The following is a 23873-nucleotide window of genomic DNA, read 5'->3' on the forward strand; positions in this document are numbered from 1 at the left end:
ACCATTGCTTTTTTATCGTCCTCCATTATTCTTTCATGTCCACGCTTCCCTCCTTCCGCACCATAGATCCGGCCACGATAAAGCCCACCGAGCTGCACCCGTTTTTGGTAGGCGCGGTGGCGCCGCGACCGGTGGCGTTTGCCAGCACTGTAGATACGGAAGGAAACGTGAATTTGAGCCCCTACAGCTTCTTCAACTGCTTCGGCTCCAACCCGCCGATTCTGGTGTTTTCGCCCGCCAACCGCGTCCGCGACAACTCGCAGAAACACACCTTGCAAAATGTGCGGGAAGTACCGCAAGTCGTCATTCATATCTGCGACTACGCCATGGTGGAGCAGATGTCGCTGGCCAGCACGGAGTATGAAAAGGGCGTGAATGAATTCGTAAAAGCCGGTTTTACGGCGCTGCCCAGCCAGAAAGTACGGCCGCCGCGCGTGGCGGAAGCGCCGGCGGCCTTCGAGTGCGTGGTAGAGCAGGTAATTGAGCTGGGGCAGAATAACGGGGCCGGTAACCTGGTCATTTGTCGGGTAGTGCTGGCCCATTTTCGGGAGGACATCGTGCTGCCCAGCGGCACCGGCATCGACCCGTTTAAGCTCGACGCCATTGCCCGCCTCGGCGGCGACTGGTACTGCCGGGCCTCGGGCAGCAGCCTGTTTGAAGTGCCCAAGCCCAACCGCAACATGGGCATCGGCATCGACCAGCTGCCCGAGCATATCCGCAACTCCGATATACTAACCGGCAACAACCTGGGCCGCCTGGGCAATATTGAAGCTACTGCGCTACCAACCACTGATGAAATACAAGCCTACCGCCACGACCCAATGGTAGCCTACACGCTTAGCAAATACGAAAAAGCCCCCAGGAGCAACGCCAGCAACTGGAGTTGCTGGGCAAGAAGCTTCTGGAAGAAGGCCGGTTGCTTGAAGCCTGGAAGGTGCTGATGCTTGTCTGAATAGAAACCGGTGCCTACAATGGCCGGACCATCTCAAACAAAGGCAAGGGCATGGGTTCCCACTGCATCGCCTGCAAAAACGAATACAGCGGCCCGGTAGGCAGCATAGAAATCACGAGCGGTTTTTTCGGAAAAGCTGCTTCTACGGTGTGCAGTAGCTCACGGCCTCGCCCCTGCCGCCGATGCTCGGGCCGCACCAGCACCGCCTGCAGTAACGTGCGGTCTGCATCCTGGCGCAGCATAACATAGGCCTTTTCATCGAGCTGAAAAGCCCGAGAAGGCGCAGCGGCTCCCATCAGCGTCTCGGGCGCGTACATCCACGAGATGTTCGGCGCCTTCCAGCATCACCAGTCGGGCTACTTCGGCTGGGTTTATCTCCTGTAGTTCCCGGCTCTTGTCTGGGGGCTTTTTGGAGTGGGTACAAGCCGGAAATGAAACAGCTCGCGCTCATTGCGGAAGCCCAGCCGTTCGTAGAGCCTTCGGGCTCGCTCATTAGCTACAAATACCTCCAGCAGCATGGATCGGTCGCGGCGCGCCATGGCCTCATCTATGGCCGCTTGCAGCATCTGATGGCCATACTGTTTGCCACGCTCTTCCCGCACCACACCCATTGCCGCCACCCGGCTCGTCCAGCCCCGCCGAGCAATAAATACCACTCCGATCAGCTCTTCCCCGCGAAACCAGAGTTTGCTGGCTTCGGCGTCGAGATGCTCACCCCGGAAACGCCGCTCAAAGGTGGCCGGCGTGAATACCATTGGCACCATGTATTCCTCAAAGGAGCGGTTCATGGCATCGGTTACCTGGGCTGAGGTGAATTCGAGTACCGGGTGGGCAATGAGTTTTGCGTCAGTGGATACCATAGGAAGAGACTGTTTAGCGATGATCAATCCGGTTTTATGTGAGCAAGCTTACACTTGCTGCATCTACTTTTAAGGAGGCTAATTTCCGTTAAAAAGCATGCGACAGATGCAGCCACAAAAAAGGCCGTTTCGTGTTAGAAATGGCCTTTTTAAGATAGAAAATTTAGTACTGTGAGTGGTCAATTCCGCACGGCAATCATTAGCCCCAATTCCTTATAGCGCATATTGAATTTCTTCGCAATGGCAGAATTCGTCAGGGAGCCCTTATAGATGTAGACGCCCGCCCGGAAATGCTCATTGGCGAACAACACTTCATTTACGCCGCCATGCTGGCTGATTTCCTGAAGAATAGGCGTGAAGATGTTGCTTAGCGCGCCCGTGGCGGTGCGCGGCACGCGGGAGGCCACGTTAGGCACGCAATAATGCACTACGTCGTACTTGCGGAACACGGGCTTGCTGTGGCTGGTCATCTCGGAGGTCTCGAAGCAGCCGCCCTGGTCGATGCTTACGTCGATAATAACGGAACCAGGCGCCATCGTAGCCACCACGCTTTCGGGCACCATAAATGGAATCCGGCCCTCTTCTACGTTCAGAGCCCCAATTACCACATCGGCGCGGCGGATTTGCTGATTCAGCACATAGGTATCCAAGGTGCTGGTATACAACTGGGTACCGAGGTTTTGCTTCAGGCGGCGCAGCTTATAGATATGGTTGTCAAACACTTTTACTTCCGCTCCCAGGCCAGTGGCGGCGCGGGCGGCATACTCAGCCACGGTGCCAGCTCCCAGAATGACCACCTGCGAAGGCGGCACGCCCGTAATGCCCCCAGAATAATTCCCTTGCCTTCGTTGGAGCGGGCGAGGTACTCAGCCGCGATAAGCATGACCGTAGAACCCGCAATTTCGCTCATGGCGCGCACTACGGGCCGGGCGCCCGAGGGGTCTTTGATTAGCTCAAACGCAATGGCATTGATCTTTTTGCGGGTGAGCGAAGCAATGTAGTCGCCGGTGAGCGAGCCAAATTGCAGGGCCGAAATCAGGGTTTGGCCCGCCCGCATCAGGTTGATCTCGTCGGTGGTGGGCGGGGCAACTTTCAGGATGATGTCGGCCTCGTACACTTCCTTCTGCGAGTAGGCGATGGTAGCGCCCGCCTCCGAAAACTCGTGGTCGGAGTATTTGCTGGGCTCGCCGGCCCCGCTTTCCAGCACGATTTCGTGGCCTTCGTTGATGAGGTGCTTCACGGCCTCGGGGGTCAAACCCAGACGATTTTCCTGTAGAGACGATTCGCGGGGCAACCCGATAAACAGCTTACGGCGGCGCGTTTCCACCGCCAGCATCGATTCCTGCGTGAAATAGGCACGGCTCGTAGCCAGCGACTCGAATCCCGGGGGTACTGCTTCCTGCATTATGGCAAGTAAAAATGTTGACCTAAAGACGATGAATTAAAGTGTGCTTACAGAATAGAATTGACTTAAAAACAGGCTTGTTTCTACTTCAATTCTGCTTTTTAACCCATCGTTTTCAACTGAAGAACGCGTGCTTCTTCGCCGGTGACCGTGAGCGTGACGAGTAGATGGCGCGAGGGCAAAAGGTCGGATACTCGGCTTGGCCATTCTATCAGGCAAAGATAGCCAGAATCGAAGTACTCAAGCGCACCCATTGCTAAAGCTTCGGCCGAATTATCGAGGCGGTAAAAATCGAAATGGTAGACGGGCTGGTTGCGGGCATCGCGGTATTCATTTACCAAGGAAAAAGTAGGGCTGCTGACTTCGGAGGCCGGCACGCCCAGGTTTTCGCATAGTGCCTTGATCAGCGTGGTTTTGCCCGCGCCCATTTCGCCCTCAAACAAGATGATATTGTGGTCGCTGAGGGCCGCCCGGAGCTGCGTGGCGGCGGCAGGCAAGTCGGCGAGCGATGGAACGGCTATTTCGGTTTCAGGAATTGCCATAGTGCAGGGCGTTGGTACGCTACTTCAGAATCTGATAAATCCGCACGTGCTCGTCTTTGTGTACGCGCGGGTTGAGGGCATGCAGCACCTGGTCGTAAGGCGAGGGCGTGATAGTCTGCTCTAGTTTTAGGTGCGGAAACAACAAGCGCAGACGGTCGAGGCGACGGTCAATTTCTTTGTTGCCCACCAGCAACAGGTAGGTTGGCCGGCGCTGTGTGTAATTCATCTCGCTAATCAGCCGCCGCAACGGCGTTTTGTCGTTGAGAGCGTAGGTCATCACGAAGTTGGTGGGCAGGCGGCGCTGCTGCTGGTAACGACGCCACACGCCACTTGAATCGGGAATGAAGGCGCTAGCCTCAGCCCCCATTCGTCCCAGATAAAATATGGGGGGCATTTTGGTGCCGTGGGGGCCAAAATCTAGCACTATGCCGCGCAAATCAGTCTTTTGTGACAAATAAACCATAGGCTCAACACGGCTCTTTTTGGAGTAGGTTAGCGCTAAAGCCAGCGTCACAATTCCATTCAGGACCCAAAATAACCGCCAGCTATTCGCCAGCAATCGTGGGTGTCGGTGCCAGAAGGCAGCGCCGGCCACGTACCGCTCCCACCCTATCACGCCCAGAATAATGAGCAACGGGAAGAGAGGCAGAATAAACCGTTCCTGCTTGTTGGGAAATAAGGAGTGAGCGACAAAAAACATGACGCCGCCCCAGAAAAGCAGCGGCGCCAAGCGTCGGGTGCGAGCGTAGCCAAACACCAGAAAGGCGCTAATTGGTGGCACCAAAAACCCCAGAACCGTGAGCGCAAAGCGGTATACAGGCCCAGTGCTATACTGGAAGGCGCCTTTCGAATTGAAAAGGAAATAAGCCACCAGCGAATCCATCGGGTAGTCAAATAGAATTCCATCGATGGTCCCTTGAACCAGCCCAACCACGCCGATGAAGCCAAGCGCAAGCCACGCAATAGCTTTCCACTGCTGCCGAAATAAGAGCACCGCGCCGGCGCCCATCAGAAATAAAGCCGTGTGGTAGCGAAACAGAAACGAGACCCCAAACAAAGCGCCGGCCAGTAGAAAATGGCGTGCCTGAAGCCGGTCGCGGTACCGCACCAGCACATAAAAGCCCCCAGATACGGCGGAATGCACACCATCTCAACCAGATTGCGCACGCTCATGAACGGCATAAACCACAGTACCGCCAGCAGCAGCGCAGCCCGGCGGGCGTACGTTTCGCCGGCCAGCTCCTCGGTGATTTTGTAGCCCAGATACACCGTGAGCAAGGAATAAACTCCGTGCAGCAGGCGTACAAGGGTCATTTTGGCGTCGGGGTTGGTGAAGCCGACTGTGTCGAGGAGCCAAAAAAGACCGTAGTGCAGCCCTGTATAGGTCATGCTGTGGCGTGGCGGCAAAGGCTGATGCAGCCAGGTGGTGAGGCCGTACACCCAATCTTGGGCGATGCTGATGACGTCGAAGTGGTCGTCGTGAAAAGCGTAACCCTTGGAGAAAAAAGCCGCCAGCACCCGCAGGCCCAACGCCAGCAATAGAATGGTGAGCAACGGCGGCAGATACTCCCGGCGCGCCGGCACTTGCTGGGCTGGCTGAGGCGAAAGGGTAAGCGGATCGGGCATACAACAGGCAGACGTGAGACCAAGCACTGACGCGGGCCAGCAGACTGAAACGGGCGCAAGTTCAACAATTCCTGTGGGCCAACGGTTAGCTACCGCGCTATTTTCGGAAGCTGACCGCAACGCGCTCCGTGACTACGCTTACCTTTCCGGCTACCAAGCGGCTGTTATCTTTAAGCAAAAAAAAGCCCCCATGACTGTATCCAAGATGGCCGGTAGCTTGATCGGCTCTGAAATCATAAAAATCGGCAACGAGGTAAGCGAGATGATCAAGAAGGGAGCAGCTATCTGCAACCTGACCATCGGCGACTTCGACCCCGCTATTTTTCCTATTCCCGAAGAACTGCGCGATGCTATAACCGACGCGTATGCAGCCGGCCAGACCAACTACCCGCCGGCCAATGGCGTAGCCGACCTGCGCACGGCCGCCGCCGATTTTGTGCATCAGCGACTGGGCCTCACCTACTCCCCGGCCGATGTGCTGGTGGCAGGCGGCTCCCGCCCGCTCATCTACGCTACCTATCTGGCGCTGCTCGACCCCGGCGATAAAGTGGTGTTTCCGGTGCCATCATGGAATAATAACCACTACTGCCACTTAGCCAGCGCGGAAGCGGTAATGGTGGAAACCAGTCCGGCCCACGACTTTATGCCCACGGCCGCCGAAATTGCCCCCCACCTGCCCGGTGCCACGCTTTTGGCGCTTTGCTCGCCACTCAACCCAACCGGAACCGTTTTTGCCCGCGCCGATCTGGAAGCTATCTGCGACCTGGTAATAGCCGAAAACCAGCGCCGGGGGCCCAGCGAAAAGCCGCTATATATTCTGTATGATCAGATTTATTGGATGCTCACCTTCGGCACCGCTCAGCACTTCGACCCCGTAAATCTGCGACCCGAGCTGCGCGACTACGTGATTTATATTGATGGCATCTCTAAGTGCCTGGCGGCCACGGGTGTGCGGGTAGGATATGCCTTTGGCCCAAGCGGCGTAATCGACAAAATGAAGTCTATTCTGGGCCACGTGGGCGCGTGGGCTCCGAAGGCTGAGCAGGTAGCCACCGCGCATTATTTGCCCAACACGACAGCCGTTGACACCTACACGGCAACGTTTAAGCAGAAAATTCAGCGCAGCCTCGACACGTTGTATAATGGACTGCAGGAATTGAAAGATGCGGGCTATCCGGTTGATGCCATTGCACCGGCGGGGCCATTTATCTGACCGCGCGGCTCGATGTGCTCGGAAAAACCACGCCGTCCGGTCAACTATTGGCCACCACCCGCGACCTGACTTCTTATCTGATTGCCGAGGCTGGCTTAGCGTTGGTGCCCTTCAGCGCCTTTGGCACCGCCGACACCTCGCCATGGTTTCGCCTCTCGGTAGGTGGGGCTTCGCTGGAGTCGATTGAGGCAGCATTGCCACGACTGCGGGCGGCACTTACAGGATTAAAATAGTCATTACAGAGCGGTTTGGGAGGCACAGATTCGCTTTTCAGCAACCATACTATTTCTCCGATTCTAAAATCCTTCTGCAAATCCTTAGATTGACAAGATTTTTGGTTGCCTGTTGAGCTTGCGAAAGCGTAACAGGCAACCGATTATTGTTCTGCTTACGCCACTCCTACCCTTGCGCTACCCATGTTTTAACCGGCAGCGTAAGGACCCGTCATCTTCTCCACCGCGGCGTCGCAACAGCGCCTGCTCCTGATGATCTTTCGACCTACGCTTTTGTCCACATCTATGTCAACCAACAATTTAGCTCCGCTCCCCCTTATATAGTCTTTATGCAAAGTGCTTTACCTACTTCGGCCATGGGCCGACTAGGTTATTTGCTGATACTGCTTCTGCTGACCTCGCAATCAGCCCTTGCCCAAACCCAGCCTAGTCTGAGTAGCGTTACGGGTCGGGTGCAAACCGCAGTTGGAGGCGTACCCATACAATTCGCCAACGTAACCCTGCACCGCGCTACCGATTCATTGGCGGTCAAAACAGAATTCAGCGATGTCCAGGGGGCCTTTCGGCTGGAACAATTGGCGGGGGGGCTTTTTTAGTTTCCGTCACTCAGGTTGGCTTCGCCCCTTACTGGAGCCCGGCTTTCGAGTTGACCGCTGGGGGCAAAATTTAGCCAACATCGCCCTGCAAGCCAGCGCAGCTACCCAGCTTAAGGAAGTAACTGTCGTAAAGCAAAAGCCTCTGTATGAGCACTTAGCCGACCGTACAATAGTGAATGTGGAGGGCTCCACGCTCGCATCAGGCAATACTTCACTGGATGTGCTGACGCGCGCACCGGGCATAACCGTGGGCAGCAATGATAATTTGGCGCTGCGCGGCCGCCAGGGCCTGTTAGTGTTGATTGACGGCAAGCGCCAGCCCATGACCGGCTCCGAGCTATCGGACTATCTGCGTGCGTTGCCCGCCGAACAGCTCAGCAGTATCGAGCTCATTACCAACCCTCCTGCCAAGTACGATGCGCAAGGTGGAGCCGGTATTATTGCCATCAATCTGAAGAAAGATCAGCGGCAGGGCACCAACGGTACTGCTAATGCCGCTTACGGCCGCGGTCAGTACGGCAAATTCACGACGGGTCTGACCCTGAACCATCGGCAAAAGAAGATCAATGCCTTCGGATCTTATGCTTACACTGATCGGGAAAACTTCCAAAAACTTACGTTTGACCGTTTCTTTTACGACGCAGGAGTACTTCAAAGCAGCAGCATCCAACGCAATAACGGCCGCAGCCATTTACAGTCGCATACCTGGCGGGGCGGCCTCGATTATTCCATTACCAAACGGACAGTCATAGGAGTTGTAGTAGGCGGCTTGGATAGCCGCTTTCCAGGTTTTGCCACCAACCGGACGCTGTTGTTTGACGCTCAGGGTCAGTCACTTCCCGCCTACCGCTCCACCATTAATCGGCGGCCCTACAATCCAAGCATCACGAGCAACCTGAATTTCAGGCATTCATTCGCCGATTCCAGCGGAGCGCCTTCGCTCTCAGTAGATATTGACTACGACCGCTTTAACCGCTACGCTGATCAGGAGCTAACGACCTTCTTCAGCGAGCCCGGCCGATCGGCAGTAATACTGGATGGAGATCAGGAGGGTCACCTGACCATTCAGTCAGTAAAGGCTGACTATACGCGCAATTTGCGCCAGGCTACGCGGCTGGAAGCTGGCCTCAAAGCAACACTTATTGAGTCCGACAATGATCTGGTATTCGAGGATATTATAGATGGAGTACGCACGCCCAACCTTAATTTCAGCAACCAATTTCGCTATAAAGAGAACATTAATGCGGCCTACGTAACCCTGACGCGCACTCTGCCAAAGCTTACTATTTCGGCTGGATTGCGAGGTGAGCAAACGAATGTGGAGGGCCAGCAGGCAATTGGCAACGAAGGCTTCGACCGCAACTATTTCCAGCTCTTCCCTAGTGCCAGCGTACAGCGCAAGCTATCGGATAAGCACGATCTAAGCCTCTCGCTCAGCCGCCGGATCAACCGGCCCACCTACAATCAACTCAACCCGTTTCGGTCCTATGTAGATGCCACCTCCTACCGCACCGGCAACCCCTATTTACGGCCCGAAACCAGTTATAATATTGAGCTAACTCACACTTTCAAAGAAAAGTACAGCGCGGCGCTAACTTATAGCATCACCGATCTACCTATTATCAATGTAGTTCAACCAGCATCCGAAGGCGGCTTCTTTGTCGTGAACCGGGATATTAACCTTCGTACTTTACAGTATTATGCCTTGACTTTAACGGTTCCGCTGGAGCCAACCAAATGGTGGAGCGTATACAACAACCTCTTACTATACTACAATCATTTTGAGGGGAAAGTAGCCGAAACAATGCCCCCAGCACCTGGGCCACGGTGAATGTAAGCAGCAATAACACGTTCACATTCAGTAACGGGTGGAAAGCCGACCTAAGTGGCACGTATCTGGCGCCTGAGCGCTATGGGTATGAGCGCCTGCGGGCCCGCGGACAGATAGCCATCGGCCTGCAAAAGCAGCTATGGGCTAATAAAGCGTCGGTGAAGCTGAACGCAACCGATATTCTTTATACAAGCAATGTCCGCTCTACGTATGCATACGCCAACTTTGAGGATACTTTCTTTAATCGGCAGGATACGCGGGTTGCTACGCTCTCCTTTACCTACCGCTTTGGCAACGATAAGCTAGCTCCAATTCGCAGGCGCCAAAGTGGAGCCGAAGACGAAAAGCGACGAGCTCAGTAGCGCTACTTACCAGAAGGCCAAATCGATAACTCTTAGACTAGCGGCACTAGCCGGAATGAGGTTAACTCTCATTCCGGCTAGTGCCGTTACTATTTGTACGCTATTAATCGGCTAAACGGCGTTATAGAACCTTCTGATTCTAAAGAGCGTACCAGAATCACTCCAAATTTTTATTAACAAAGTTATACATCATGCAGAATAATCATAACTCTGGGATACAGAAATAGTCATAAAATATAGTTATTTATTTAGATTATATACTCGAACCGTAGTATGTTTGAATGAAATATTTGAATTGTATTGATATGAGTGGTTACAATAGGATTAATTGGGATGCTATCAAATTGGTTATTTTCGATGTAGATGGCACTCTATATGCTCAGTCACGCCTTCGGACAAAGATGCTGTATGCCTTATTACGACATTATGCCCTGAGACCCTGGAAAGCCAGAGATCTGATGATTCTGCAGCGATTCAGGGCTGAGCGCGAGAAGCATGCCGGATATACCGGGGGTAATTTGGATAAAGCACAATACGACTGGTGTGCGGAGAAAGGAGGCTATTCTCCATCTAGGGTCAGGCGAGTAGTCGAGCAATGGATATTCACCTTTCCCAATCCATACCTAGCACAGTGTATATATCCTGGTACGCATAGCTTTTTTGCTGAACTGAAAAGAAAAGGCATCAAGGTTGCTATCTATTCCGATTATAAAGCACACGATAAGATGCTGGCAATGAGTCTCGAAGCAGACCTTATTGTTAGCTCCACCGATTCGGAGATAGACCGGCTCAAACCAGACCCTGCTGGCCTGCTTTACGTTGCTGATAAGCTACAAGTACAACCTCAACAATGCCTGTTTATTGGCGATAGGCAAGAGATGGATGGGGAATGTGCCATAAGAGCCGGCATGCCGTATCTCATCTTGGATAAGAAGCCCTTCCATTCATTCGATTTTTATCAACAGCTCGAACAAACTCTCACCGCCCCTATTACTGCCTAAGCAACAACCTTTATGAATAACACATTAACTATTTCATCAGAGCATACCACTGCAGAAAGCAGAGGCGCAGTTCCTGCTGGAATAAGAGATTACATTACCATAGCCCGTCCTGATAACTGGGTGAAGAATATCTTCATGGTGCCGGGAATACTTTTTGCGTTAATAGTATTTGCCCCCAGATCACTTTAGGCCTAGTTTATAAAGTAATAATAGGCTTGATAAGCACATGCCTTATTGCCTCGGCCAATTACGTTATCAACGAATATCTTGACGCTGAATTTGATAAGTTCCACCCAATAAAAAAGGCCAGAACATCGGTAGTTAAAGTAGTCAATCCACTAATTGTATACTTAGAATGGCTGCTGCTGGCCGTTGTGGGATTGAGCCTCGGATACCTCATTTCGATTCCATTCATGGTGGTGTCGGCGTTCCTGCTTTTCATGGGCATCATGTATAATGTTCGCCCTATCCGCACAAAAGAGCGAGTTTATTTGGATGTTTTATCTGAATCGGTAAACAACCCCATTCGGTTCGTGCTTGGTTGGTTTATTGTTGCTCCTGCGCTATCGCTGCATGACTTGAATCCCTTTTCATTTTTTAACGCTCTTCCTTCTTCCAGCATTATCGTTGCTTACTGGATGGGTGGAGCATACCTGATGTCCACCAAGCGCTTCGCCGAATATCGCCTCATCGACAACCCTGAATTAGCAGGCCTTTACCGCAAATCATTTAAATACTATACTGAGCATAGCCTGCTGATTTCTATGTTCTTTTATGCGCTTACGTCAGCATTTTTTCTAGGCATTTTTTTGGTAAAAAACAGAGTCGAATTGCTTGTTAGCTTTCCCTTCTTTGCGCTTTTATTTTCCTGGCACCTACGCATCGGCCTTCTAAATGACTCGCCTGTTCAGGGTTCCGAAAAGCTTTATACCCGCAAGTGGTTTATGCTCTATGTTGTATTATTCTGTATTTTATTAACGGTTCTGATGTTTGTAGATATTCCCTGGCTACATCAGCTTTTACAGGATCATTATAATCTTAATAACCGGTAGGTCTTCTTCGCTGAATTATTAGTCTTGTCTAATGTCACCTATCACATTGGCCGCGCCTGCTTCAGGGGTGCGTAAATCTGCGCTGGCTCGCCGCTATACGGCTGCTCACTACAAGCACCTTGCGTTGTATTTAATCTTGGCCGTCGGGATTGGCTTTCGTCTATTTCATTTCTTTTATAACCGGTCTCTATTCATTGATGAGCTTTACTTAAATATTAGTTTAATCAAGCTTAACTTCTGGGAGTTAGCCACTCAGCCCTTAGCTTATGAGCAAAAGGCACCAATCGTCTATCTCTGGTCTGTTAAGCTATGCGTTCTGCTTTTCGGCAAAGGCGAAAAAGCGCTTCGGCTTTTTTCTCTGATATGCGGTATTAGTGCGCTGTTCGCTTTTATTCCCGTTGCTCGCTTTTACTTAAAAGAGTGGGGCGTTGTCCTTGCTGTTGGTTTGCTATCCTTATCATGGGCTACGATTTATCATTCTGTCGAAGCAAAGCAGTACAGCGCCGAGCTCTTAGCGACAGTTCTGGGCTTATTGCTATATACCAGATACCACAATGCTACTCGCTTGCATCCGCTACTGCTCTGGGGCCTTGCTGGGGGCTTTTATTGTGGCTCTCGTTCTCGCTCATCTTCGTGCTGGCTGGTATAGGCACGGCTCTTAGCCTTAAGGCAATTTTTGAGCGCAACTGGAAACGGTTCTTTACTTATCTCATTCCCTTTTCCCTCTGGCTGTTCAGCTTTGGTTTACTGTATGTGCTTTTCCTAGGCAAATACCACCAATCGGGTTGGCTCATCGATTTCTTCGATAAAGCCTACGATGCCTTTATGCCCCTACATATAACCAATTATGATCAGGCTCTGTGGTTTCTTAAAAAGCCATATAATGTTCTTTACCACCCACTTGGTGTACTGTTACATCTTAATAATAATATAGCTAGCTTCAGTGTTAAATTCCTTCTTAAGCTAGGATGGCTAACAGGTATCTTTCTCGTATTCGGAATGATTATGTTATTTCGATCAGCTAGAATAAGCTTCTTTATACTCTTTCTCCCTATCCTTATTACCTTCCTTGCATCAGCACTCAAGCTTTACCCTATTTTCGATAGGTTTATTCTTTTTTTAGCTCCGTTAATAATCTTGTTTATTGCTTTTGGTGCAGAAAAATCAATGAAGTTATTCTCATTGAAATACCGAGCGTCATTATTACTTGTATGCATATTAATAAGCCCCGCCTTGGCTAATTCGGCTCGCCATTTTTTCTACCCAGATACACTTCTTAGGCTTTCTAACTCAACTGAGCGAGAAGGAATTATGCATATCAATGAAAATTTTAAAGAGGGCGACGCTGTTTACGTTTTCTGGAATATGCGCCACGCCTACGACTACTATAAAGAAGCATATGGATTAAAGTACACCGCTATTAAGGGTAGTTATGTAAAAAGTATATCTACTAGCCCAGAAGATTACCTCCGCAATCTTTCGCCGGACTTTGCAAAATTTAAAGGAAAGAAAAGACTTTGGTATATATATAATACTAACAACGACTCAGATATAGGGGAATATTTGGGCCAGCCTACTTGGTATAGCAGAAATGGATACGTTGCGCCGTTAGCAGTAGAACAAGAAATAGGTAGGTTTGGGAGAAAAGTTTCTCGTTATACTATGTACTATCAGCACATCATTCTGTATGAACTTAACGATTAGACTATAGCGTGTATATTAAATTAAAACCATTTCATAACCATAAAAAAAGCCAGACTATAATAGTCTGGCTTTTTTTATGGTTAAAGCAATTAAGCTCCTTTCGAGCTAAGCGTTACAAAAGGAATAATGATTTCCTCCAGCGATATACCACCGTGCTGGAATGTATCCTTGTAGTAATTTACGTAGTAGTTATAGTTATTCGGGTAGGCGAAAAAATAATCGCCTAACGTGAATACGTAGGCAGTGCTCACGTTTTCGCGGGGCAGGAAAATGCGCTCCGGCTTGCGCACTACGTATACGTCCTTCTCGGTGAAGCCTAGGTTTTTGCCGTGCTTGTAGCGCAGGTTAGTGTTCGTGTTACGGTCGCCTACAATTTTGAAGGGGCGCTTTACGCGGATGGTGCCGTGGTCGGTGGTGATGATGAGCTTGCCTTTCTTGTCGGCTATCTGCTGGAGCATTTCGTATAAGGGCGAATGCAGAAACCAGGACCGGGTGAGCGAGCGGTAAGCCGACTCGTCGCCGGCTAGCTCCCGAATCATGGCCATATCGGTGCGGGCATGAGAGAGCATATCTACAAAGTTGTAGACGATGACATTGAGCTTATGATTGTTGTGCAGGTTGCTCATCTTGCTCAGCAAGTCTTTGCCGGCCTGAAGATTCGTCACCTTGTTGTAGCTGAACTTCTGCTTCTGGTTAGCCTTCTGGAACATGATTTCCAGAAACTCGGCCTCATTCAGGTTCTTGCCTTCATCGTCGTCGTCGGTCACCCACAGGTTGGGATACTTTTTCTGAATTTCACCAGGCATCATGCCTGAGAAGATAGCATTCCGGGCATAGGCCGTTGTGGTCGGCAGGATGCTGTAGTACATCTCCTCCGTGTCCACGGTGAACATTTCGGCAATAATGGGCTCCAGAATCTTCCACTGATCGTAGCGCAGGTTGTCAATGAGTACGAAGTAAACGGGCGTGTCACCGGTCTCTTTAAGTAGCGGGAACACACGCTTCTGAAACAGCTCATGCGACATAAGCGGCGCATCGTCTACTTCCTTATTCACCCATTCTTCGTAGTTCTCCATAATGAACTTGGAGAAGTAGGTGTTGGCCTCGTCCTTCTGCATATTGAACACATCGGCCATGCTCTTGCCTTCCGTCTCGTCGATCTCCAACTCCCAGTACACCAGTTTTTTGTACACGTCGGCCCACTCCTGGGGCGAGAGACGGTCGCCGAGCTGCATGCCGAGCTGGCGGAAATCGCGCTGGTAGCCGGTGTTGGTGCGCTCACTTACTAAGCGCTTGTTATCCAGCACTTTCTTTACAGAGAGCAGAATCTGGTTGGGGTTGACTGGCTTAATGAGATAATCGGCGATTTTGGAGCCGATAGCCTCTTCCATGATATGCTCTTCTTCACTCTTGGTAATCATAATAACGGGCACCGTGGGGCGCGCCGCTTTGATTTCAGAAAGGGTTTCTAAACCAGTGAGGCCGGGCATATTTTCGTCGAGAAACACAATGTCGAAGCTCTGCTCAGCTATTTGCTCAATGGCATCAGCGCCGCTGTTAACGGGCGTAACGTCGTAGCCGCGGTCTTTGAGAAAGAGAATATGGGGCTTGAGCAGGTCAATTTCGTCGTCGGCCCAAAGGATGTTGTATCGTTGCATAAGGGTGTTTAGAGGTACGTTGCTTGAATAAGAGTGGCAGGTAAGCAGTAGTGCGAGTATGCCCGGAGCATAAAGCTCCGCAGTCACTAACGCGCTGCAACTAAAGTTTCGTCAGTAGCTTTACTGCCAATCAGTAGATTTTGATCCGAAAAATTCAGACTTCTCTATTTTTTGTAAGTAACTCATCCGTTAAGTAAGGCATAACAAGATCGTTCTGGTTCCCCGGCTGGTTGCGCGAGCCGTATCACAAAGTTGTAGTTCGCGGGTCGTTGCGCAGGGTTCTGGGGGGCTTTTTTCAACACTTACCACTATGCGCACCTCGGATAGCGCTTTTACGAATGACTGCTCCCACTCATTAAGCTTGAGCTTAATGTAACTGCCAATGAACAAGAAAAAGATATTCAACGACCCGGTATACGGCTTTGTAACAGTGCCCACCGAGCTCCTGTTTGATTTAATAGAGCACCCGTATTTTCAACGGCTGCGGCGCATTCAACAATTAGGACTCACTGGCTTCGTGTATCCGGGGGCGTTGCATACGCGCTTTCATCATGCGCTGGGCGCTATGCATTTGATGAGCATGGCGCTGCGCACCCTTAAAGACAAGGGGGTGCAGATTTCGGCGGCGGAAGGGCAGGCAGCGCTGGCGGCTATTCTGCTGCACGATGTGGGCCACGGCCCCTCTCCCACGCGCTGGAAACGGCTATTTTTGATGAGGTGCCGCACGAGCAGTTGTCGCTCTATCTGATGCAGCGCCTCAATGCCGAGCATAATGGCGCCTTGGATAAGGCCATTGCTATTTTTCAGGGGAGCTACGCGCGGCCGTTTTTTCATCAGCTGGTGAGCAGCCAGCTGGATATGGACCGGCTCGACTACCTCAACCGCGACTCCTTTTATACCGGCGTGCAAGAAGGCCGGCCGGGCGCTGACCGTCTTATCAAAATGTTGACCGTAGTAGATGAGCGCCTTGCTTTGGAAGAAAAGGCCATCTACTCGGTTGAGAATTTCCTGGTAAGTCGGCGGCTGATGTACTGGCAGGTGTATCTGCACAAAACGGTGACCAGCGCCGAGCAGATGATTATCCGGATTGTGCAGCGGGCCCGCGACCTGGTACGCACCGGGCACGATGTGCCAGCCAGTGCCGACCTGCATTTCTTCCTGGCCAGCGCCGTTACGATACTGGACTTCGAGAAAGACGATACGATACTGCAACGCTTTGTGCAGCTCGATGATCATGATATCTGGGGCGCGGTAAAGATGTGGGCCTCTCACCCCGACCGCGTACTGAGCTATATGTCGCGCAGCCTGCTCGACCGGCGCCTGTTCAAAATAATCCTGCAGACTGAACCGTTTGAGGAAGAAATGAAAGCAGGCGTAGTCGAGTTGATTGCCGAACACTTCAATTTGCCCCCAGCGAGGCCAGCCTGCTCATGCTTGCTGGCCGCATCAGTAATAATGCCTACGACGCCGACGGCAAGGATACGATTGATGTTTTAACCAAGTCGGGACGGGTGGTAAATGTGGCCGAAGCATCTGATTTGCCGAATATTCGCGCCCTGGGCCAACGGGTTGAGAAGCATTATATCTGCTACCCGAAGGAAATAGCGCAGTGAGGGTGGCACTAGCTTCGGAGCAGTACAAATAGGCGTGCAGTTATTCAACAGCTACTTTGTCCTGGAGCTAATCACGACTATTCACCAATTGATTTTATTTACTTTTGCCCGATGGAATTTACTGTAGGCCAAATAGCCGAAGTACTGAGTGGAACTGTCGAGGGCGACGCGTCAATGCGCATCGACAGGCTGGCAAAGATTGAGGAAGCGCAGGCTGGCTCTTTGGCGTTTCTGGCTAATGCCAAGTACGAGCCCCACTTATATACAACAAGTGCTTCCGCCATTATCATTAGTAAGAAGCAGGCGCTGCGGCAACCGGTAGCGGCAGCCCTGATCCGCGTCGATGACCCGTATTTGTGCTTCAGCCGCTTGCTGGAGTTTTATCAGCAGACCACGCGCACGGGTCGGCGCGGCGTAGAGGAGCCCGCCTTTCTGGGGGCTAACTCCACTATTGGAGAAGGGCACTTCCGGGGGCTTTTTCGTATATAGGTGAAGGCTGCACCATCGGCCGCGACGTGCTCATTTTTCCCCATGCTACCATCGGCGACCGGTGCCAGATCGGCGACGGCAGCATCATTTACGCCGGGGCCCGAATTTATGCCGATACCGTTATCGGAGCGCGCTGCACCGTGCACGCGGGCGCCGTAATAGGCTCTGATGGCTTCGGATTTGCCCCCCAGCCCGACGGCTCTTACCGGGCCATTCCGCAAATCGGCAATGTAGTGCTGGAAGACAATGTCAGCATTGGCGCCAATACCACCATCGACTGCGCTACCATGGGCTCTACCATCATCCGGGAAGGCAGCAAGATTGATAACCTAGTACAAATTGCTCACAATGTGGAGATTGGCCGCCATACCGTAGTGGCCGCTCAGACGGGTATTTCGGGCTCGACCAAAATCGGCGACTATTGCGTGTTGGCCGGCCAGGCCGGCCTGGCCGGCCACCTGACGCTGGCGAATCGCACGACGGTCACGGCGCAATCGGGCGTGGGCAAATCGATAAAGGAGGAAGGCCAGTTTCTGCAAGGTTCCCCAGCTTTCAACTTGCGCGATAGTTTGCGGGCAAACGCGATTTTCCGGCATCTGCCCGACCTTGCGCGCCGCCTCGACGCATTAGAAGGCAGTAAAAGCGCAACAGAAAAGCTTTAGCTTTGCCCTTCCTTAGAAGTGAGATACGAGAAGTGAGAAGCGAGAAAAGAAAAGCAGTGGTGCTTTACACTTTTCTTTGTCTCACCGCTCGCTTCTCACTTCTCACTTCTGAAAGATGAACGACAAGCAACACACTATCAAGTCGCCGGTTACTGTGAGCGGCATTGGCCTGCACACGGGCGTACAGGCCACCATGACCTTTTGCCCAGCACCGGTCGACCACGGCTATAAGTTTCAGCGCATCGATTTGCCCGGCAAGCCCATTGTAGATGCCGACGTTGACAACGTAGTGGACCTTTCCCGCGGCACTACCATCGAGCAGAATGGTGCCCGCGTTAATACCGTGGAGCACACGCTGGCCGCGCTGGTGGGTCTGCAGATTGATAATGTGCTAATTCAGTTGGATGGCCCCGAGCCGCCCATCATGGATGGCTCCTCGTATGAGTTCATCAAACCCTTGCAGGAAGCTGGCCTGGAGGAGCAAAATGCCTTGCGCAACTACTTCGAGATTCCGGAGAGCATTCGGTACGTAGACCACGGCCGCCACGTAGAGCTGGCTGTGCTGCCTCTGCACGACTACCGCGTGACGGTGATGGTGGATTATAATTCCCCCGTACTCGGCTCCCAACACGCCACTCTCACCGATATTACCCATTTCGCGACCGAAATAGCCTCCTCGCGTACCTTCTGCTTTTTGCACGAGCTGGAAGCGCTGTACAAGCAAAACCTCATCAAAGGAGGCGACCTCAGCAACGCTATTGTAGTTGTTGACCGCGTGGTAAGTGAGGAAGAGTTGCACGATTTGGCCGAAATGCTGGGCAAGCCCAAAGTGGCGGTTAAGAAAGAAGGTATTCTAAATAATGTAGACCTGCGCTACAAAAACGAGCCCGCTCGCCATAAACTGCTGGACTTAGTAGGAGATCTGGCCCTCGTTGGTCGTCCGCTGAAAGGTCAGATTCTGGCGGCGCGGCCGGGCCACGCGGCCAATGTGGCGTTTGCCAAAAAGATCAAGAAAAAGATGATGGAGGTGGATTCGTCGCCGGTTCCCACCTATGATCCTGGCCGTGAGCCGGTAATGGATATCAATCAGATATCGGCCACCCTGCCGCACCGCTACCCATTTCTGCTTATCGACAAGATCATTCACCTCGACACGACTACCGTGACAAGCGTGAAAAACGTGACGATGAATGAGCAGTTTTTCCAGGGCCACTTCCCCGGCAACCCCGTTATGCCCGGCGTCATTCAGATTGAAGCCATGGCCCAGACGGGCGGCATTCTGGTATTGAACACCGTGAAAGACCCCGAGAACTATTGGACTTACTTCCTGGGAATTGAGAATTGTCGCTTCCGAAAGCGGGTAGTTCCCGGTGACACTATCATCTTCAAATGCCAGCTCCTTGCTCCCGTGAAGCGAGGTATTGCCAAAATGAGCGGCAAGGCTTTTGTGAATGGCAAAGTGGTAATGGAGGCCGAAATGAGCGCCGCCATCGTCCGCAAAGACGCCTGATTTTTTAATTAATAATTAAGAATTAGTAATTAATGACTGGGGGGCATTTTGTGCGTTGTGCGGCGTGTCTTTCCTTGGTTCCTTGATTATGAATGTGAATTCTTAATTACTAATTATTAATTACTAATTGAATCAGAATGAACCAACCCCTCGCCTATATTCATCCGGAGGCTAAAATTGCGCAAAACGTAGTGGTAGAGCCGTTTACCACTATTGATAAGGACGTAGAAATTGGCGAGGGCACCTGGATTGGGCCCAATGTAACGATCATGCAGGGAGCCCGCATTGGCAAGAACTGCAAGATTTTTCCGGGGGCTGTTATTGCCGCGATGCCCCAGGATTTAAAGTTTGCCGGCGAAAAAACCACGGCCCATATCGGCGACAATACCGTGATTCGGGAGTGCGTAACCGTAAACCGGGGTACTATAGACCGGATGCGGACGGTGGTGGGGGCCAATTGCCTGCTCATGGCTTATGTACACGTAGCGCACGACTGCATTGTGGGTGATAACTGCGTGCTAGCCAACTCTGTGCAGCTGGCCGGCCACGTAGAGATTGGCGACTATGCCATTGTAGGTGGCATGTCGGCGGTGCACCAGTTTGTGAAAGTGGGACCGCACACCATGATTTCGGGTGGCTCTCTGGTACGCAAGGATGTGCCGCCGTTTGTGAAGGCGGGTCGCGAGCCCCTGACGTATAGCGGTATCAACTCAATTGGTCTGCGCCGCCGGGGCTATTCCGATGTGAAAATCAGCGAGATTCAGCAGATCTATCGCCTGCTGTTTTTGAGCAAGCTCAATAACGCCGACGCCCTGGATAAAGTAGAGCTGGAGCTATTACCCTCACCGGAGCGGGATGAAGTGGTGAACTTCGTGCGTAACTCCGGGCGGGGCGTGATAAAAGGATATTCGCGGAGCAGCAACGGCAGTTCCGACTACTAGTTTATGCAGATTCAGGCCACTGGACTGGGCAAGCGCTTTAACCGCGACTGGATTTTCCGGGACCTGACCCACACCTTCCGACCTGGTACTGCCACGGCCATTCTGGGGCCGAATGGCGCGGGCAAAAGCACCCTACTTAATACTCTTTCCGGGCAGCTGTTGCCTACTGATGGCACGCTTACCTATAGTTTGCAAGGCAAGCCTGTACCTGTGGAAGATGTACCAACCCAGCTGGCCTATTGCGCGCCCTATCTGGAGCTCATTGAGGAGCTGACGCTGAGTGAGCTGCTTGCTTTTCATACCCGTTTTAAGCCTCTTCGGCCGGGCCTTAGCACGCAAGGACTGATAGAGCTGCTCTACCTGGAGAAGTCTCGTCATAAGCTTGTGCGCGATTTTTCTTCGGGTATGAAGCAGCGCCTCAAGCTAGGGTTGGCTTTATACAGCGCCGCTCCTCTCCTGCTTCTCGACGAGCCCACCACCAATCTGGATCGTGCTGGCGTGGCCTGGTATCAGGAACATGTGCGCGCTACAGTGGCCGGCCGCTTGGTACTGGTGAGCTCCAACGTGGCGGAAGAGTATGAGTTCTGTGAGGAGCAGCTGGACGTAACCAGCTTTGGCGCTACAGCAGCACGTTAACAAGGAAAAAAGCCCCCGCTTTTCGTGTAAAATGAATGTTTGACTGGTGTGTGCTAGGTAACTTAATTTTCGCCAAATTGTAAGTGTAACGCAATTTTCTCTCAGCGTTGAAGCTCTTCCATTTGTGCTGATCGGAGCGTAGTGACTAACGCTTCATGGGGCAGGTTTATAGCTGAATGCTCACAAGTGATTCGCTAAAAAACGACTTTATTTCCAACGCGAAAACCATTCGAACCGTATCTTCGCAACTGCCCCTTGGTAGTAGAGTTGCCTAAAGTATTCTTCTTTCACCCATTACCTGCCCTCACACGGCCATGAGACAATACGACGACCTCGACGACGATTCGCTCGATGATGACGAGCTGGATAACTTCGCCAAAAGTGGCGGCCGCGCTGGTATCGGCAGCACTGAAGACCGCCTCAGCGCCAAATATGCCGACTATCTGATGTGGCGCGATACGGGTTCCTCCCACGACGAGGCATTGGACTTGGCCAGCATGACGGAGGAAGAATACACCGCCGCCGAAGCAGCCGAAGACCCGGACAGCAGCGGCTTTGCTTCCCTGGATGATGATGACGACTTCGATATTGCCGACGACGATGATGATTTCGGCAGTAGCCGCTCCGGCCGCAGTGGTCGTGGCAGCGACGATGACGATTTTTAACCGACCATATGCACAAAAAAGCCCCCCAGCTAGATACTGGGGGGCTTTTTTTGTGATTACTTAGGCTAAGACTTCTTACCAAATACCCGCTTAAGCAGTTCGCTGCCGCGAGCCATCGGATTTTCGCGAATGTTGGCTTCTTCCTGCGCAATGAGGGTAAAAAGCCCCCCAATGGCTTTGTCAGTAGCATACTGATTCAGATCGGTGTTGACGGGCTGCACCAGCGGAATGCGGTTGTAGCGCGTGGTCAGGTCGGTGTAGTAGCGGGTGGCGTTCACCTTATCCAACGACTGCTGAATGATTGGTTTGAAGGCTGTAGTGAGTTGGGTGGTAGTGGTGCGGCGCAGATAGTTGGTGGCCGCGTCTTTCTCACCCGTTAGAATGCCCCACACGTCTTTGAAAGTCAAGCTTTTGATAGCGGCCAAAAAGATTGGCTTGGCGCTTTTGGCCGCATCCTCCGCGCCTCGGTTCAACGACAGCTCAAACTTGTCGACCTGCGAACCTAAACCGATGCTGCGCAGCGTGTTGGCTACGCGCTGCGCATCGGGCGGAAACGGAATGCGGATAAGCTTGTTGAGGTAGAAGCCATCCTGCTGCGACGCCTGGTCGGCCCCTTTGCTGATACCTTGCACTAAAGCTTCCTTGAGGCCGCGGGCCGCTTCATCCTGCGTAATGCTACCGGTGGAGCCCTGCGTGGGAGTTTTAGTAGTAGGGGTCGTTAAAATGCCCCCCAGCTTGGGCAGGCGAAAAACCTGCGCTGAAGCGGCCACATGCAAACCAAGCAGAGCAGTTAAAACGAGTGAATAGCGGATCTTTTTCATAACTCGGGGCAACTTAAATGTAACGACCCAACGGGCCGGGCGTACTGGCTAAGGCACAAACCGGACCAAACCATCCTATTTTTTCCTTCCTTATTCCCCTTTATGCGGCAGGTACCTAATGCAGAAATCATTACCATCGGCGACGAGCTACTTTATGGGCAGGTTGTGGACACCAACTCGGCCTTTATGGGCCAGGAGCTAGGCAAGCTTGGTATACGAGTGCGCCAGATCACCAGCGTGTCGGATAGGGCCGCCGAAATCGTGCTGGCCCTGGATGCCGCCCGCGAGCGGGCCGACGTAGTGCTGATTACCGGTGGTCTCGGCCCCACCAAAGACGACCTAACCAAGCATATTCTCACCGAGTATTTCCGCACCGAGCTGGTGTTACACGAGCCTTCCCTGCGCGATGTAGAAAGCATATTTGCCCGCTTTAATAGGCCGATGCTGGAAGTAAACCGACAGCAGGCTTATCTGCCCGCCGCCTGCACACCTGTTCGCAATGCCGTGGGCACGGCGCCGGGCATGTGGTTCGAGGACCGCGACGTAGTGTTTGTGTCGATGCCAGGCGTGCCGTTTGAGATGAAGCGCATGATGACGGACATTGTGCTGCCTAAGCTGAAAGAGCATTTTCATACGGCCCCCATCGAGCACCTGGTTATTCAGACGGTGGGCATTGGCGAGTCGTTTCTGGCGGAGAAAATCTCGGACTGGGAAGACAGTTTGCCCCCAACTTCAAGCTGGCGTACCTGCCCCACCTGGGCGCCGTGCGCCTCCGCCTCACCGCCACCGACGACGGAATCCCAGACCTTCGTGGTCGATTAGAAGCGCACTTGCCCATCCTTCAGGAGCTAGTGGGCGAGTACATTTTTGCCGTCGGGGAAGTGACGTTGGAGGCTGCAGTGGGTCAACTGCTCGGGGAGCGCAACCTTACTATAGGCACGGCTGAAAGCTGCACGGGGGCTACTTAGCCCACAAGCTAACCAGTGTGGCGGGCAGCTCGCGTTACTTTCTGGGGGGCATTTTGGCATATCATAACGATATCAAAATCAAACAACTGGGTGTAAGTACCGAAACCTTAGCTGCACATGGTGCGGTGAGCGAAGCCACCGTGCGCGAGATGGCGGAAGGCGCGCGCAAGCACCTCGGCGTAGATGTGGCGCTGGCCACCAGTGGTATTGCTGGACCCGGCGGCGGCACTCCCGAAAAGCCCGTAGGCACCGTCTGCATTGCCTACGCCGATGCCCACCAAACCATCAGTAAGCAGTTCACTTTCGACCGGGGGCGTCAGCTCAACATTGAGTACACGACGACCATCATCCTGAATCTGCTTCGGCAGAGCTTACCGAAGTAAGTTAGGTTGCTTTTGAGTCAGGCTGAATTTTCTAATAAAACGGTGCTGCTTTTTCAGGCTGTGGCTACCTTCTTAAGCAGAGCAGCCCGCCACGCTTCGGCTACTCACTAAAACACCTACCTTTGATGCAGCTTGTGGGCGTCCACCCCG

The 23873-nt window shown here is 52.4% G+C and carries 24 protein-coding genes and 3 pseudogenes; 19 read left to right on the plus strand and 8 right to left on the minus strand.

Features of this window, described 5'->3' with window-relative positions; all coding sequences use genetic code 11:
- Positions 1 to 35 precede the first annotated feature (35 nt).
- Complete coding sequence (locus H9L05_RS18640; protein WP_187732185.1) at positions 36 to 941, plus strand: flavin reductase family protein; 906 nt, start codon at positions 36 to 38, stop codon at positions 939 to 941.
- 25 nt (positions 942 to 966) lie between these two features.
- Here H9L05_RS18640 and H9L05_RS18645 read toward each other — a convergent pair whose 3' ends face one another.
- The 6 genes and pseudogenes from H9L05_RS18645 to H9L05_RS25295 all read right to left on the minus strand — a co-directional run bounded on the left by H9L05_RS18645 (position 967) and on the right by H9L05_RS25295 (position 5385).
- Positions 967 to 1269 carry a GNAT family N-acetyltransferase gene (locus H9L05_RS18645; RefSeq protein ID WP_187732186.1) on the minus strand — a complete coding sequence of 101 codons (303 nt, stop codon included), beginning with the start codon at positions 1267 to 1269 and terminating at the stop codon, positions 967 to 969.
- A 54-nt stretch (positions 1270 to 1323) separates the two neighbouring features.
- Positions 1324 to 1812, minus strand: a complete 489-nt coding sequence (locus H9L05_RS18650; protein ID WP_187732187.1) for a GNAT family N-acetyltransferase — start codon at positions 1810 to 1812, stop codon at positions 1324 to 1326.
- A 179-nt stretch (positions 1813 to 1991) separates the two neighbouring features.
- Positions 1992 to 3217 (minus strand): annotated as a pseudogene (locus H9L05_RS18655) (alanine dehydrogenase).
- 101 nt (positions 3218 to 3318) lie between these two features.
- Positions 3319 to 3759, minus strand: coding sequence for a tRNA (adenosine(37)-N6)-threonylcarbamoyltransferase complex ATPase subunit type 1 TsaE (tsaE, locus tag H9L05_RS18660; protein ID WP_187732188.1), 441 nt, complete (start codon positions 3757 to 3759; stop codon positions 3319 to 3321).
- Between the two features lie 19 nt (positions 3760 to 3778).
- Positions 3779 to 4873, minus strand: a complete 1095-nt coding sequence (locus H9L05_RS18665; protein WP_317175201.1) for a hypothetical protein — start codon at positions 4871 to 4873, stop codon at positions 3779 to 3781.
- Positions 4768 to 5385 carry a glycosyltransferase family protein gene (locus H9L05_RS25295; protein ID WP_262892576.1) on the minus strand — a complete coding sequence of 206 codons (618 nt, stop codon included), beginning with the start codon at positions 5383 to 5385 and terminating at the stop codon, positions 4768 to 4770. The genes H9L05_RS18665 and H9L05_RS25295 overlap by 106 nt, the downstream gene beginning before the upstream one ends.
- A 73-nt stretch (positions 5386 to 5458) precedes the next feature.
- On the opposite strand from H9L05_RS25295, the gene H9L05_RS18670 reads away from it, so the two are divergent.
- From H9L05_RS18670 to H9L05_RS18705, 9 genes are all read left to right on the plus strand, one after another.
- Positions 5459 to 6598, plus strand: coding sequence for a pyridoxal phosphate-dependent aminotransferase (locus tag H9L05_RS18670; RefSeq protein ID WP_223284563.1), 1140 nt, complete (start codon positions 5459 to 5461; stop codon positions 6596 to 6598).
- A gap of 14 nt (positions 6599 to 6612) precedes the next feature.
- Positions 6613 to 6831, plus strand: a complete 219-nt coding sequence (locus H9L05_RS24185) for a hypothetical protein (RefSeq protein WP_223284564.1) — start codon at positions 6613 to 6615, stop codon at positions 6829 to 6831.
- A 329-nt stretch (positions 6832 to 7160) separates the two neighbouring features.
- Entirely contained in the window at positions 7161 to 7427 is a 267-nt protein-coding gene (locus H9L05_RS18675) for a hypothetical protein (RefSeq protein WP_187732190.1), read from the plus strand.
- Positions 7378 to 9258 carry a TonB-dependent receptor domain-containing protein gene (locus H9L05_RS18680; protein WP_187732191.1) on the plus strand — a complete coding sequence of 627 codons (1881 nt, stop codon included), beginning with the start codon at positions 7378 to 7380 and terminating at the stop codon, positions 9256 to 9258. The genes H9L05_RS18675 and H9L05_RS18680 overlap by 50 nt, the downstream gene beginning before the upstream one ends.
- Positions 9255 to 9620: an outer membrane beta-barrel protein gene (locus tag H9L05_RS25300; protein ID WP_187732192.1), complete on the plus strand. Its 366-nt coding sequence runs from the start codon at positions 9255 to 9257 to the stop codon at positions 9618 to 9620. Before H9L05_RS18680 ends, H9L05_RS25300 begins: the two co-directional genes overlap by 4 nt.
- Positions 9621 to 9925: 305 nt before the next feature.
- Positions 9926 to 10621, plus strand: a complete 696-nt coding sequence (locus tag H9L05_RS18690) for an HAD family hydrolase (RefSeq protein WP_187732193.1) — start codon at positions 9926 to 9928, stop codon at positions 10619 to 10621.
- Between the two features lie 215 nt (positions 10622 to 10836).
- A complete protein-coding gene (locus H9L05_RS18695; protein WP_223284565.1) occupies positions 10837 to 11673 on the plus strand; it encodes a UbiA family prenyltransferase in 837 nt (278 codons plus the stop codon).
- 31 nt (positions 11674 to 11704) lie between these two features.
- Positions 11705 to 12322, plus strand: coding sequence for a glycosyltransferase family 39 protein (locus tag H9L05_RS18700; protein WP_187732194.1), 618 nt, complete (start codon positions 11705 to 11707; stop codon positions 12320 to 12322).
- Complete coding sequence (locus H9L05_RS18705; RefSeq protein ID WP_187732195.1) at positions 12307 to 13377, plus strand: hypothetical protein; 1071 nt, start codon at positions 12307 to 12309, stop codon at positions 13375 to 13377. Before H9L05_RS18700 ends, H9L05_RS18705 begins: the two co-directional genes overlap by 16 nt.
- Positions 13378 to 13466: 89 nt before the next feature.
- Here the strand turns inward: H9L05_RS18705 and porX are convergent, their stop codons facing one another.
- Positions 13467 to 15035: a T9SS response regulator signal transducer PorX gene (gene porX / locus H9L05_RS18710; RefSeq protein ID WP_187732196.1), complete on the minus strand. Its 1569-nt coding sequence runs from the start codon at positions 15033 to 15035 to the stop codon at positions 13467 to 13469.
- A gap of 382 nt (positions 15036 to 15417) precedes the next feature.
- Here porX and H9L05_RS27020 point away from each other — a divergent pair.
- From H9L05_RS27020 to H9L05_RS18740, 6 genes and pseudogenes are all read left to right on the plus strand, one after another.
- A pseudogene (locus H9L05_RS27020) lies at positions 15418 to 16648 on the plus strand (HD domain-containing protein).
- A gap of 111 nt (positions 16649 to 16759) precedes the next feature.
- Positions 16760 to 17799: pseudogene (gene lpxD / locus H9L05_RS18720) on the plus strand (UDP-3-O-(3-hydroxymyristoyl)glucosamine N-acyltransferase).
- A 115-nt stretch (positions 17800 to 17914) separates the two neighbouring features.
- Positions 17915 to 19309, plus strand: a complete 1395-nt coding sequence (locus tag H9L05_RS18725) for a bifunctional UDP-3-O-[3-hydroxymyristoyl] N-acetylglucosamine deacetylase/3-hydroxyacyl-ACP dehydratase (RefSeq protein ID WP_187732197.1) — start codon at positions 17915 to 17917, stop codon at positions 19307 to 19309.
- Between the two features lie 137 nt (positions 19310 to 19446).
- The gene (gene lpxA, locus H9L05_RS18730) at positions 19447 to 20250 is read left to right on the plus strand and encodes an acyl-ACP--UDP-N-acetylglucosamine O-acyltransferase (protein ID WP_187732198.1); all 804 of its coding nucleotides are present in this window, start codon (positions 19447 to 19449) and stop codon (positions 20248 to 20250) included.
- 3 nt (positions 20251 to 20253) lie between these two features.
- Positions 20254 to 20886, plus strand: coding sequence for an ABC transporter ATP-binding protein (locus tag H9L05_RS18735; protein WP_187732199.1), 633 nt, complete (start codon positions 20254 to 20256; stop codon positions 20884 to 20886).
- A 314-nt stretch (positions 20887 to 21200) separates the two neighbouring features.
- Entirely contained in the window at positions 21201 to 21551 is a 351-nt protein-coding gene (locus tag H9L05_RS18740) for a hypothetical protein (protein ID WP_187732200.1), read from the plus strand.
- 65 nt (positions 21552 to 21616) lie between these two features.
- On the opposite strand, the gene H9L05_RS18745 is transcribed toward H9L05_RS18740, so the two are convergent.
- Positions 21617 to 22372: a DUF4197 domain-containing protein gene (locus H9L05_RS18745; RefSeq protein ID WP_187732201.1), complete on the minus strand. Its 756-nt coding sequence runs from the start codon at positions 22370 to 22372 to the stop codon at positions 21617 to 21619.
- 102 nt (positions 22373 to 22474) lie between these two features.
- Here H9L05_RS18745 and H9L05_RS26460 point away from each other — a divergent pair, with 102 nt between their 5' ends.
- The 3 genes from H9L05_RS26460 to H9L05_RS26470 are packed head-to-tail and all read left to right on the plus strand — an operon-like array spanning position 22475 to position 23723.
- On the plus strand, positions 22475 to 23194 hold the full coding sequence (locus H9L05_RS26460) for a competence/damage-inducible protein A (protein ID WP_317175016.1): 720 nt from the start codon (positions 22475 to 22477) through the stop codon (positions 23192 to 23194).
- Between the two features lie 8 nt (positions 23195 to 23202).
- The gene (locus tag H9L05_RS26465; protein ID WP_317175017.1) at positions 23203 to 23340 is read left to right on the plus strand and encodes a hypothetical protein; all 138 of its coding nucleotides are present in this window, start codon (positions 23203 to 23205) and stop codon (positions 23338 to 23340) included.
- 17 nt (positions 23341 to 23357) lie between these two features.
- Positions 23358 to 23723, plus strand: coding sequence for a CinA family protein (locus H9L05_RS26470; protein ID WP_317175018.1), 366 nt, complete (start codon positions 23358 to 23360; stop codon positions 23721 to 23723).
- The last annotated feature ends 150 nt before the right edge of the window (positions 23724 to 23873 follow it).

Origin of the sequence: Hymenobacter qilianensis, from assembly GCF_014489555.1 — a bacterium.
Lineage (GTDB): Bacteria > Bacteroidota > Bacteroidia > Cytophagales > Hymenobacteraceae > Hymenobacter > Hymenobacter qilianensis.